The organism is Micromonospora sp. B006, from assembly GCF_003408515.1.
GTDB classification, from domain to species: Bacteria; Actinomycetota; Actinomycetes; order Mycobacteriales; family Micromonosporaceae; genus Micromonospora; species Micromonospora echinospora_A.
The window spans coordinates 3887921-3899725 of the sequence record NZ_CP030865.1; the positions used below are offsets into that span (position 1 = coordinate 3887921).

Below are 11805 nucleotides of genomic sequence, written 5' to 3' on the forward strand. Positions count from 1 at the left end.
TAATAAGGGGCCCTTCCTTACACCCGGGGGCGTCAGCTCACCGCGGCGAGGAACTCGCTGTAGAACAGGCCCAGCGCGATGGCCACGCCGATGCCGGCGATGATCCAGAACCGGACGACGATGTTGACCTCGCTCCAGCCGGCCAGCTCGAAGTGGTGCTGCAGCGGCGACATCCGGAACACGCGCTTGCCGGTGGTACGGAACGAGATGATCTGGATGACCACCGACATCGTGATGATCACGAACAGGCCGCCCAGGATCGGCAGCAGCAGGATCGTGCGGGTGGACATCGCCATGCCGGCGATCAGTCCGCCCAGCCCGAGCGCGCCTGTGTCACCCATGAAGATCCGCGCCGGGGACGTGTTCCACCAGAGGAAGCCCACGCAGGCGCCCGCGGCCGCGCCGGCGATCAGCGCGATCTCCAGCGGATCGCGCACGGTGTAGCAGTACGCCTCGGTGTAGTTCGGGTCGGCGCACCAGTGCCGGTACTGCCAGAACGCGATGAGCGCGTACGCCGCGAGCACCATCACCGAGGCGCCGGTGGCCAGGCCGTCCAGGCCGTCGGTGAGGTTGACGCCGTTGGTGGCCGCCATGACCACCATGATGATGACGATCACCGAGCCGATCTTGCCGATCTCCAGCGCCGGGATGTCCCGGATGAAGCTCAGCGTGGTGCTGGCCACCGTCTCGGTGTTCGTCGCGTTCCCGCCGGCGTCGGTCATGCTCGACGGGAAGTAGACCGCCACCGCGCCGAAGACCGCGCCGACCAGGATCTGCCCGGCCAGCTTGCCCCGCTTGTTGAGGCCGCCGCTGTGCCGCTTGCGCACCTTCAGGAAGTCGTCGATGAAGCCGACCGCGCCGGAGAACACCATCAGCCCCAGCAGCACCAGCGCCGTGATGGTCGGCTCGACCTGGGCGATCTGCGCGTCCGGCAGCGTGGTCAGGGCCAGGTGCCCGGCGACGTACGCGATGACCGTGGCCAGGATGAAGACCACGCCGCCCATCGTCGGCGTGCCCTTCTTGCCCTCGTTGCTGGCGAGCCCGAGGTTCGACCGGATCGGCTGGCCGGCCTTCAGCCGGGCGAACACCTTGATCGCGATCGGGGTGCCGAACAGCGAGATCAGGAACGCGACCCCGATGGCGACGATGACCGCCCTCATGCGGCGCCGCCCTCCGTCGCACCCTCGCGGGCGTCCGCGCGCAGCGCGTCGGCCACCTCCCAGGTCCGGTACCGGGAGCCCTTCACCAGCACCACGTCTCCCGGACGCAGCTCGCTCCGCAGCACCTCGACGGCCGCCGCCTGATCGCTGAGCAGCACCGACTCTCCTCCCCAATTGCCTACCGCTGTCGCGCCCTCGTGGATCGGCGCCGCCGGCTCGCCCACCACGAGCAGCCGGTCCACTCCCAGCTCGGCCGCGAGCCGGCCGACCTGCTGATGCCCCTCCCGTTCGAAGTCGCCCAGCTCGGCCATGTAGCCGAGCACCGCGACCGTACGCCCCTGCCCGCGCATGCTGGCCAACGCCCGCAGCGCCACGCCGGTGGAGGCCGGGTTCGCGTTGTACGAGTCGTCGATCACGGTCACCCCGTCGGGACGCTCGAAGACGTCCATCCGCCGGGTGGAGACCAGGCCCAGCTCGTTCAGCGCCGCCGCCAGGTCGGGCAGCGCGAGGCCCAGCTCGCGGCCGACCGCCGCGGCGGCGAGCGAGTTGGAGACCTGGTGCCGGCCGGTCAGCCCGAGCCGCACCGGCGCGCTGCCTTCGGGGGTGACAAGCGTGTACGACGGCCGCCCCCGGCCGTCGAGCGTCACGTCCACGGCGCGCACGTCGGCGCGCTCCGACTCGCCGTAGCGCACCACCCGCGCCTGCGTACGCGCCGACATCGCGTCCACCCGCGGGTCGTCGGCGTTGAGCACCGCCAGCCCGTCGGAGGGCAGCGCCTCGACCAGTTCGCCCTTGGCGAGCGCGATGGTCTCCACCGAGCCGAACTCGCCCAGGTGCGCCACGCCGACGTTGAGCACCACCGAGATGCGCGGCGGCACCACCTCGCACAGGTACCGGACGTGCCCCACCCCGCGGGCGCCCTTCTCCATCACCAGGTAGCGGGTCTCCGGGGTGGCCTGCAACGCCGTGTACGGGTGCCCCAGCTCGTTGTTGAACGAGCCGGGCGGGGCCACTGTCGGGCCGAGCCGGACCGCAAGCTGGGCGATCAGGTCCTTGGTGGTGGTCTTGCCCGACGAGCCGGTTAGCCCGATCACTGTGAGCCCGGGCAACCGGTCGACCACGGCGCGGGCCAGCCGGCCCATCGCGTCGAGCGCGTCGCCGACGAGCACCATCGGCACGCCCGGCACCTCCCGGGTGCCGAGCACCGCCACCGCGCCCGAGGAGATCGCGCCGGCCGCGTAGTCGTGGCCGTCGACCCGCTCGCCGGGAAAGGCCACGAACAGACCGCCCTGGCTCACCTTGCGGGAGTCGAACTCCACCGTCCCGGTGACCCGGGCGTCCGGGTCGGCGCCGGCCAGCCGGCCGTCGACAGCGGCGGCCACCTCGGCCAGCGTCAGCGGGATCACCGCTGACCCACCGGGTCGCCGAAGCGGGCGCGCAGCGCCGCCGCCAACTCCACCCGGTCGTCGAACGGCAGCACCTCGCCGCCGATCTCCTGGCCGCGTTCCTGGCCCTTGCCCAGCACCGCCACCACGTCACCCGGTTCGGCCACCCGGACCGCCTCCTCGATCGCCGCCCGCCGCCCGGGCACCTCGATGACGCGGGCCGGGGTCGCGGCGGCGTACGCGCCGGCCAGCACCTCGGCCCGGATCGCGGCCGGGTCCTCGGTCCGCGGGTTGTCGTCGGTCACCAGCACCACGTCGGCGCCGCGCGCGGCCACGCCGCCCATCACCGGCCGCTTACCCCGGTCCCGGTCGCCGCCGGCACCCAGCACGCAGATCAGCCGGCCGCCGGTCAGGTCGCGCAGCGCGGTCAGCACCGCCTCGATCGCGTTGGCCTTGTGCGCGTAGTCGACCACCCCGCGTACCGGGGCGTCGCCGCTGACCAGTTCCAGCCGGCCGGGCACGCCGCCGCAGGCGGCCACGCCGCGCGCCGCGGTCTGCGCGTCCACCCCGACGGCGACCAGGAGGGCGACCGCCAGCAGCGCGTTCGCCACGTTGTGCCGGCCGGGCAGCGCCACGCCGGTGGGCAGCGTGAGCCCGTCCGGCCCGTGCAGCGTGAAGCGCTGCGCGTACCCCTCGCCGTCGACCCGGTCGGCCCACCAGGTCGCGGCCGGGTCACCGGCCGCCGAGTAGGTGACGGTGCCCGGCTTGTACAGCGGGCGCAGCGCCGGGTCGTCGTGGTTGAGCACCTCGACGCGGCAGCGGCCGTCGAAGAGCCGGGCCTTGGCCGCGAAGTAGTCGGCCTCGTCGGCGTGGAAGTCCAGGTGGTCCGAGCCGAAGTTGGTGTAGCCGCCGACGTCGAAGCGGACCCCGCCGACCCGGCCCATCGCCAGGGCGTGGCTGGACACCTCCATGACCACGGTGTCCACCCCGTGCTCGCGGGCCACCGCGAGCATGGCGTGCAGATCGGTGGCCTCCGGGGTGGTCCGGACGCTGTCGATCACCAGGTCGCCGAGGCGGGTCTCCACGGTGCCGATCAGGCCGGTGACACGCCCGGCGGCGCGCAGCCCGGACTCGACCAGGTAGCTGGTGGACGTCTTGCCGGCGGTGCCGGTCACGCCGATCACGGTCAGGCCGGCGGTCGGGTCGCCGTAGACCGTCGCGGCCACCTCGCCGAGCGCCTCGCGCGGGTCGTCGACGACGAGCACGGGCAGGTCCGTGCCGGCGGCCAGCGCCACGCCGGCCGGGTCGGTGAGCAGCGCCACCGCGCCCGCCTCGGCGGCGGCGGCGGCGAACTCCGCGCCGTGGCGCCGGGCGCCGGGCAGGGCCGCGTACAGGTCGCCGGGGCGGACCTCCTGGCTGGCGTGGGTCACGCCGGTGACAGCCACCTCGGCGGCCCCCTCCGGCGGGGTCACCGCCACGCGGGCGGCGAGATCGTCGAGCCGTACGGGAAGCACGGTGGCGGGACGTGGATTGCCGGGCACGGCGTCAGACCCTACCCGGTCGTCCGGTTCCGACCGCACAGCCGCCCCGGTGGTTCGTCGCCACTCACCGATGATGTCCCGCCGTCCCCGCTCAGCGCGGAAAGACCTCGAACTTCGGGGACTTGTTGGTCAGCGACGGCGGCACCCGGTAGTGGCGGAGAGTGAAGCCCATCATCTCCCGGAACGCGGGCGCGGCGACCGCGCCGCCACCGCCGCCGGGGCTCCACACGAAGACCGCCACCACGTACCGGGGGTTCTCCGCCGGGGCCATGCCGATGAACGAGCCGACCTCGCCGGGCTGCTGCTTGCCGTTGTCGTAGCGCAGCCCGGTGCCGGTCTTTCCGGCCACCCGGTAGCCGGGCACGGCGGCGGCCAGTCCGGTGGCCTGCCCCTCCGGACCGTCGACGGTGGTGACCGCCTCCATCATCCGGCGCAGCGCGGCCGCGTTGGCCGGGCTGAGCACGGACCGGGTGGTCGGCTTCGCGGCGGGGCTGCGATCGCCGTCCGCGCCGACGGTCTCCTTGACCAGGTGCGGCTGCACGTACGTGCCGTTGTTGGCGATGGCGGCGTACGCGGCGGCCATCTGCAGCGGCGTGGCGTCCACGCTGTGCCCGATCGGCACCGACCCGTACGCCGAGCCGCTCCACTGGTCGGGCGGGAGCAGCCGGCCGGGTGCCTCACCCGGCATGCCCTCACCTGTCGCCTGGCCCAGCCCGAACCGCTTCTGATAGTCGAACAGCCGTTCCTTGCCCAGCCTCTCGCCGATCTCGATGGTGCCGACGTTCGACGAGAAGGCGAGCATGCCGGGGATGCTCAGGGTGCGGCCGTCGACCGGGTGGGTGTCGCGGAAGGTGACCCCGCCCCGTTCGACGGTGTTGGCGACCGGGAACGCGGTGTCCGGGGTGATCACGCCTTCCTGGAGCGCCGCGCCGAAGGTGATGGCCTTGTGGATCGAGCCCGGGTCGACGACGAACGTGGTGGCCGCGTCGTCCCGGTCCGACGGCGAGCTGACCTTCGTGGGGTTGGCCGCGTCGTACGTCGGCTGGCTGGCCTGGGCCAGCACCTCGCCGCTGGGGATCTCGATGATCACCGCCGCGCCGACGCTGCCCTTCACCGCCGCCGTCTGCTTGGCCAGGATCCGCTGCGTCATGAACTGCAGGTCCCGGTCGACTGTGAGCTGCAGCGAGCTGCCCGGCTTCGGCTGGGTGGTCCGGCTGTAGCCGCCCGGGATCGGCGCGGCCAGGTCGCCCTGGCCCACCTCGTAGGTCCGTTTGCCGGCCTGCCCGCGCAGCACGTCGTCGTACTTGGCCTCCAGCCCTTCCAGGCCGTTCATGTCCTGGCTGACGAAGCCGATCAGGTTGGCGGCCAGGTCGCCGCCGGGCACCTCGCGCCGCTCGTCCCGGTGCGTGTTGATGCCGGCCAGGTCGAGCGCCATGATCTGCTTGGCGGTGCCGATCTCGACGCCCCGGGCCAGGTAGACGAACTGCAACGGGGTGTCGGTGCCGGGCAGGGTGCGCTCGCGCATCTTCTCGGCCAGGTCCGAGGCGGGCACGCCGAGCAGCGGGGACAGCGCCCGCGCGGTGGCGAACCGGTCCTTGACCCGGGTCGGGTCGGCGAAGACGTACCGGGCCTCCACGCTGTGCGCCAGCGGCTCACCGTTGCGGTCGAGGATCGCCCCGCGCGGGGCCGGCAGCTCGACCACGGCGAGCCGGTTGGGCAGGCCGCCGTCGGCGTACGCCGGGGTGTCGACGGTCTGGAGGTAGACCAGCCGCACGCCGATGCTGGCGAACAACGTCAGCGCCAGCAGCGTGCCGAGGCGCAGCCGCCGGCGCGGGTCGCCGAGCCGCGGCGGCCGGCGCGGCTTGCGGACCGGGCGGCGCGGCTGGGCGGCGGGACGGCGCGGCTGGGACCGGCGGCGCGGCGGCGGCGTGTCCTCCTCGTCGTCGAACGGCTCCCGCACCGGGCGGGGCGAGACGGTCCGCACCACGCCCGCACGGCCGCCCGCCGCGGTGGCCCGGCGACCGGTCCGGCCGCCGTCACCCGCGGTATCGCGCTGGCCGCCGCGCCCGGTCCGGCCGCCGTCGAGCACCTGCAGCGCGGGCCGGAACGGGTCGCCGGACCGGGTGCTGCGGGGGGTACGCCGTTGCTCGGCGCCGCCGCCCTCGCGCACGGTCCGCCCGCGTGGCGTGTACGCCCGGGCGTCGGAGATCCCGCCGAGACCCGGCTCGCGCGGCTCCGACCCCCGCGACGATCCGCGCCGGGAGCCCGTGGCGTCCCGGCGCGGATCCTCCGATCTCGGCGGCACCGCTCAGCCTCCGTTGCCCTGCTGACTGGTGACCGACGGGGCGCCCTGGGCGGGGTGCGGCACCCCGATGGTCTGCCCGTCCGGCAGCCGGATGTAGGCCGGGTCCTCGGACTCGACCAGGCCCAGCTTGCGGGCGTTGGCGGTCAGGTTGCCCGGCGCCTTCTGCTCGGCGATCTCCTTCTTGAGCTCCTGCTCGTCCACGTCGAGCTTGGCCTGCTGCTGCTGGAGCTTCTCCAGCTTGAAGGCGTTCTCGTTGATCTTGGTGTTGACGGTCAGGATGCCCAGCACCCCACCGACCACGAGCACCAGGATCAGTGCGACGAAGGGCGCCCGGGGCACCCGGATCGGCGCCGGCGGGGCGACCCGCAGACGCGGCGCCGGCGTACCGGTGACCCGGGTACGCTCGGCCGGCCGCAGAGCGGCGCTGCCCTGCGTCGGGAACTCGCGCGCCCCCCGGGCGCGAGTGGCCTCCCGGCGGTCGGTCGAAGTCGTGTCCCCCGTGGTGCGCTGCGCCGCGGTCCGGCCCCCCGACCGCGGTGCGCGCTGCCCGACGGCTCCCCGGCCGTCGCGCTTCTCGACGTTCATGTCCCCTCCCCCTCCTCGTCCGTCCCGATCCCGTCCCCCGGAGCCGACGCGGGGTCCGTCACGGACCCCGGTGACCCCGTCCCCGGTTGGTGCATCGCCTTCGCCCGGCGGCGGTACCGTTCGCGGTCGGTACGCCCCTGCTGGGCCGCCTCCGGGTCGAGCCGTTCCGCTGCCCGCAGCCGCACCGAGGCGGCGCGCGGGTTCGCGGCGACCTCCGCCTCCCCGGGCAGCTCGGCGCCCCGGCTCAACAGCCGGAACGTCGGGCCCGACCCGGGCAGTTCGACCGGGAGGTCGACCGGGCCCTTACTGCGGACCCGGCCGGCGAGCGCGTGCTTGGTGAGCCGGTCCTCCAGCGAGTGGTAGGACAGGACCACCATGCGGCCGCCCACTGTGAGCTTGTCCAGAGCGGCCGGCAGCGCTGTCTCCAGCGCTGCCAGCTCTCTGTTTACCTCGATCCTCAAAGCCTGAAACGTTCTCTTTGCCGGGTGTCCACCGGTTCGTCGGGCCGGCGCCGGAATGCTGTCCCGGACCAGCTCGGCCAGCCGGGCCGACGACGTGATCCGGGCCCGCTCCCGTTCCCGGATGATCGCCGAGGCGATCTTCCCGGCGAACTTCTCCTCGCCGTACACCCGCAGCAGGCGGGCCAGGTCCGGGTGGGAGTAGGTGTTGACCACCTCCTCGGCGGTCACCCCCCGGGTCTGGTCCATCCGCATGTCCAGCGGCGCGTCCTGCGCGTACGCGAACCCGCGGTCGGGCGCGTCGAGTTGCAGGGACGAGACGCCGAGGTCGAACAGCACCCCGTCGACGGCCGGGTAACCGAGCCGGTCGAGCACCTCGGGCAGCTCGTCGTAGACGGCGTGCTCCAGGTGGATCCGGTCGGCGAACCGGGCCAGGCGGACCCGCGCGTGGGCGAGCGCCTCGGTGTCCCGGTCCAGGCCGATCAGCACCGTGTCCGGATGTGCCGTGAGCACCGCCTCGGCGTGCCCGGCCAAGCCGAGCGTGGCGTCGACGTGGACGGTGCGACCGGGCCGGCCCAGTGCGGGGGCCAGCAGCTCGAGACACCGCTCGAGCAGCACCGGCACGTGCGTGCCGCGTAGCTCCCCCATCTCGACCCCCACCCCGTTCGTCAACCGTTCCGTCACGTGTCCGTCGTCGCCACGACGCCTCGCCATACCGCCAGATCCCCATCCGCTCCCGCCCGCCGGAGGCCGCGGCCCTCCGTGTCGGATCGTGCGCCTGGCACCGGGGAAGGGGTGCCAGGAACTCGAAAGCGGCTGGAGATCTCGCAGTACGTCGGGCGCCGTCACGCCCTACAGACCGCCGGGCAGCACCCCCTCCTCGATGTCGGCGAAGTCGTCTTCGCTCTCCGCGAGGTAGGCCTCCCAGGCCGCCCTGTCCCAGATCTCCACCCGGGTGCTCGCCCCGATCACGACCAGATCCCGGTCCAGTGCCGCGTACGACCGCAGGTGGCCGGGAATGGTGACCCGCCCCTGCTTGTCCGGCACCTCGTCGTGCGCGCTGGCGAAGAAGACCCGGCTGTAGGCCCGGGCCGCCTTGCTCGTCATCGGCTGCGCGCGCAACTGGTCGGCGATCCGCTGGAACTCGGGCATCGGGAAGACGTAGAGGCAGCGCTCCTGCCCTTTGGTGATCACGACACCCCCCGCCAGTTCGTCCCGGAACTTCGCCGGCAGGATCAACCGGCCTTTGTCGTCCAGGCGCGGAGTGTGGGTGCCGAGGAACATCGGCCCAACCCCCTCGCCCTGAGCGGCGTTCGCGGCGCCGCTGACCCCCCGGGCCGGTGTGGCCCTCCCGGCCTCACCATCGCGCCCCACTCTACTCCACTTCCCTCCACCTGCAACCAGAATCGCCCGCGTGGCGTGGCGTTTCCGCGCGCAAAACCGCACGTCAACGCGGGTGGGGCGGAGTGGAGGGGGTGGGGAGCGCCCGGCACCGTCCGCTACCCGACATCGACCGACGCCGTCCGGCCCAGCGCGCTCCGGCCGTCCGCCGGGCAGTCCCCGGCCGAACGGTTCGCCGTCGGCGGCGATCTGGTGGGGGTGGCGGTCCGGTAACCTCGCTCGCGTGACGGACGCGAAGATGCCCTTGCGGGCAAAGGTGGCCAGCTCCGTGTCGCGCACCGCCGCGGCGCTGTCGCGGGCTGCGGGCCGTGGCGACGGTTCGGTGATCGGCGGCTGGATCGGCCTCAAGATCGACCCGGACCTGCTCGCCCACCTCTCGACCGGGCGCGCCATCGCCCTGGTGTCCGGCACCAACGGCAAGACCACCACCACCCGGCTCACCACAGCCGCGGTCGGCGTGCTGGGCCGGGTCGCCACGAACTCCTTCGGCGCGAACATGCCCACCGGCCACACCTCGGCGCTCGCAAAGGCCGGCAGCACCCCGTACGCGGTGCTGGAGGTGGACGAGCACTACCTCGCCGAGGTGCTGGAGGCGACCGAGCCGCACGTGGTGGCGCTGCTCAACCTCTCCCGCGACCAGCTCGACCGGGCCAAGGAGGTCGCCATGATGGCGCAGCTCTGGCGCGCCGCCCTGGTCCGGCACCCGCGGGTACGGGTGGTCGCCAACGCCGACGACCCGATGGTGGTGTGGGCCGCCTGCCCGCCGGCCGACCCGGCCCAGGGTCACGTGCCGCCGCACGTCACCTGGTTCAGCGCCGGGCAGCGCTGGCACGACGACTCCTGGGTCTGCCCCGAGTGCGGCTCCACCATCCAGCGCTCCGGTGAGCAGTGGTGGTGCACCGGCTGCCCGCTGCGCCGCCCCGAGCCGAACTGGACGGTCGAGGACGACGGGGTGCTCGACCCCACCGGCGCCTGGCACAAGATCCAGCTCCAGCTTCCCGGCAAGGTCAACCTCGGCAACGCGGCCACCGCCCTGGCCGTCGCCGCCGAGTTCGGCGTACGCCCGGTGGACGCGGTCTCCCGGCTCGGCAGCGTCACCTCGGTGGCCGGCCGCTACGCCCAGGTGGACCGCGACGGGCGCAACATCCGGCTGCTGCTGGCGAAGAACCCGGCGAGCTGGCTGGAGGCGTTCGACATGGCCGACGTCGCGCCGACACTGCTGTCCATCAACGCCCGCGACCCCGACGGGCTGGACACGTCCTGGCTGTTCGACGTGGACTTCTCCCCGCTGACCGGCCGGCAGGTGCTGATCACCGGCGACCGGGCGTACGACCTGGCGGTGCGGCTGGAGGTCAACGGCGTGCCGTTCCAGCACGTCCGCAGCTTCGACGAGGCGGTCCGCGCGGTGCCGCCGGGCCGGCTGGAGGTCATCGCCAACTACACCGCCTTCCAGGACATCCGAGCGGAGCTTGACCGTGTCAACTGAGAGCCTGCGCATCGTCTGGATCTATCCCGACCTGCTGTCCACCTACGGCGACCGGGGCAACGCGCTGATCCTGGCCCGCCGGGCCCAGCTGCGCGGCATGCCGGTCGAGGTGCTGGAGGTCCGCTCCGACCAGCGGCTGCCCGCCACCGCCGACATCTACCTGATCGGCGGCGGCGAGGACGGCCCGCAGGCGCTGGGCGCCCAGCGCCTGCTCGCCGACGGCGGCCTGCACCGGGCGGTGGCCCAGGGCTCGGTGGTCTTCGGCGTCTGCGCCGGCTACCAGCTGCTCGGCACCTCCTTCTTCGCCAAGGGCACCCGCTGCGCCGGCTTGGAGCTGCTCGACCTCTCCTCCGACCGCGGCCCCACCCGGGCCGTCGGCGAGCTGGCCGGCGAGGTCGACCCACGGCTGGGCATTCCGCACCTGTCCGGGTTCGAGAACCACGGCGGCCGTACCCACCTCGGCCCGGGCGTGTCCCCGCTGGCCCGGGTCACCGCGGGCGTCGGCAACGACGGCGCCACCGAGGGCGCGTGGCGGGGCAAGCTGCTCGGCACCTATTCGCACGGCCCGGCGCTGGCGCGTAACCCCGACCTGGCGGATCTGCTGCTGCGCTGGGCGACCGGCATCCACCAGCTTCCGCCGCTCGACGACACCTGGGCCGACCGGCTCCGCTCCGAGCGCCGCACCGCGGTGGCCGCCGCCCCGAGGCCGTGACCGACGCCGCCCGGCCGGGGCGGCGACCGGTGGCCCGCCGGCTCGCCGGGTTGCTGCGGCAGCCCTCGGCGCGCCGGTTCGGGCTGCTCCTGCTGCTGCTCGCCGGGTTCGGCGTGACGCTGCTGCTGGTGCCCCGGCCGGATCCGGCCGACCTGCCCCGGCTCGCCGACTCGCTCGGCGGCTACGGCCCGCCCGCGGCGGTTCTCGGCGGCGCGCTGCTGCTGGTGGCGCTGGTGCCGCGCACGTTCGTCACACTGGCCGCGGGCGCGATCTTCGGCCCGGTGCAGGGCGCCGCGTACGCGCTCGGCGCGGCGCTGCTCGCGGCGGCCATCGGCTTCACGGTGGGCCGGGTGCTCGGGCGCGACTTCGTCGCCGAGCGGGTACGCGGCCGGCTGGCCCGCCTCGACGGCTGGTTCGCCCGGCAGAGCGTCGTCGGCGTGATCACCGTACGGCTGCTGCCGATCGCCGGGTTCGGGCTGGTCAGCTACGGCTACGGCACCACCGCCGCCCGGGTGATGCCGTTCCTGGCCGGCAGTGTGATCGCCTCCGCTCCCACCGCCATCGGCTACGCGGCGATCGGTGCCGCCGCGACCAGTCCCGGGTCGATCAACTGGTACGCCGCCGCGCCGGCCAGCCTCGGCCTGATCGCCAGCGTGCTGCTGGTCCACCGGTGGTGGCGGGCGGAGCGGCGACGCGCTGCCGGCCCGGCTGGTTGACCCGCGGGCGGAGGCCGGCCGGGCGCCGCGCGTTGTCGGCGCTGCCTACCATTCGC

General features: G+C 73.9%; 10 protein-coding genes. 3 read left to right on the plus strand and 7 right to left on the minus strand.

Going from position 1 to position 11805, the window contains the following annotated elements; all coding sequences use genetic code 11:
• Positions 1–32: 32 nt before the first annotated feature.
• The 7 genes from mraY to mraZ all read right to left on the minus strand — a co-directional run bounded on the left by mraY (position 33) and on the right by mraZ (position 8718).
• Positions 33–1160, minus strand: coding sequence for a phospho-N-acetylmuramoyl-pentapeptide-transferase (gene mraY, locus MicB006_RS17245; RefSeq protein WP_073831008.1), 1128 nt, complete (start codon positions 1158–1160; stop codon positions 33–35).
• On the minus strand, positions 1157–2566 hold the full coding sequence (murF, locus tag MicB006_RS17250; protein ID WP_116507462.1) for a UDP-N-acetylmuramoyl-tripeptide--D-alanyl-D-alanine ligase: 1410 nt from the start codon (positions 2564–2566) through the stop codon (positions 1157–1159). The genes mraY and murF overlap by 4 nt, the downstream gene beginning before the upstream one ends.
• Positions 2563–4125 carry a UDP-N-acetylmuramoyl-L-alanyl-D-glutamate--2,6-diaminopimelate ligase gene (locus tag MicB006_RS17255; RefSeq protein ID WP_192900089.1) on the minus strand — a complete coding sequence of 521 codons (1563 nt, stop codon included), beginning with the start codon at positions 4123–4125 and terminating at the stop codon, positions 2563–2565. Before MicB006_RS17255 ends, murF begins: the two co-directional genes overlap by 4 nt.
• A gap of 52 nt (positions 4126–4177) precedes the next feature.
• The gene (locus MicB006_RS17260) at positions 4178–6391 is read right to left on the minus strand and encodes a penicillin-binding protein 2 (protein WP_116507464.1); all 2214 of its coding nucleotides are present in this window, start codon (positions 6389–6391) and stop codon (positions 4178–4180) included.
• A gap of 3 nt (positions 6392–6394) precedes the next feature.
• On the minus strand, positions 6395–6976 hold the full coding sequence (locus MicB006_RS17265; RefSeq protein ID WP_073831012.1) for a hypothetical protein: 582 nt from the start codon (positions 6974–6976) through the stop codon (positions 6395–6397).
• A complete protein-coding gene (gene rsmH, locus MicB006_RS17270) occupies positions 6973–8082 on the minus strand; it encodes a 16S rRNA (cytosine(1402)-N(4))-methyltransferase RsmH (RefSeq protein ID WP_116511501.1) in 1110 nt (369 codons plus the stop codon). Before rsmH ends, MicB006_RS17265 begins: the two co-directional genes overlap by 4 nt.
• 204 nt (positions 8083–8286) lie before the next feature.
• Positions 8287–8718 (minus strand): division/cell wall cluster transcriptional repressor MraZ, encoded by a 432-nt coding sequence (gene mraZ / locus MicB006_RS17275; protein WP_073831045.1) that lies wholly within the window; start codon positions 8716–8718, stop codon positions 8287–8289.
• Positions 8719–9073: 355 nt separating this feature from the next.
• Here mraZ and MicB006_RS17280 point away from each other — a divergent pair, with 355 nt between their 5' ends.
• The 3 genes from MicB006_RS17280 to MicB006_RS17290 are packed head-to-tail and all read left to right on the plus strand — an operon-like array spanning position 9074 to position 11749.
• Positions 9074–10321: a MurT ligase domain-containing protein gene (locus tag MicB006_RS17280; RefSeq protein WP_116511504.1), complete on the plus strand. Its 1248-nt coding sequence runs from the start codon at positions 9074–9076 to the stop codon at positions 10319–10321.
• Positions 10311–11033, plus strand: coding sequence for a type 1 glutamine amidotransferase (locus MicB006_RS17285; RefSeq protein WP_073831013.1), 723 nt, complete (start codon positions 10311–10313; stop codon positions 11031–11033). The genes MicB006_RS17280 and MicB006_RS17285 overlap by 11 nt, the downstream gene beginning before the upstream one ends.
• Before the next feature lie 29 nt (positions 11034–11062).
• Positions 11063–11749: a TVP38/TMEM64 family protein gene (locus MicB006_RS17290; RefSeq protein ID WP_370013493.1), complete on the plus strand. Its 687-nt coding sequence runs from the start codon at positions 11063–11065 to the stop codon at positions 11747–11749.
• Positions 11750–11805: the final 56 nt, after the last annotated feature.

Bases quoted from the DNA above. Each gene is read 5' to 3' on its own strand.
- mraY (WP_073831008.1), bottom strand. From the start codon at position 1,160: ATGAGGGCGGTCATCGTCGCCATCGGGGTCGCGTTCCTGATCTCGCTG.
- MicB006_RS17280 (WP_116511504.1), top strand. From the start codon at position 9,074: ATGCCCTTGCGGGCAAAGGTGGCCAGCTCCGTGTCGCGCACCGCCGCG.
- rsmH (WP_116511501.1), bottom strand. From the start codon at position 8,082: ATGGGGGAGCTACGCGGCACGCACGTGCCGGTGCTGCTCGAGCGGTGT.
- mraZ (WP_073831045.1), bottom strand. From the start codon at position 8,718: ATGTTCCTCGGCACCCACACTCCGCGCCTGGACGACAAAGGCCGGTTG.
- MicB006_RS17265 (WP_073831012.1), bottom strand. From the start codon at position 6,976: ATGAACGTCGAGAAGCGCGACGGCCGGGGAGCCGTCGGGCAGCGCGCA.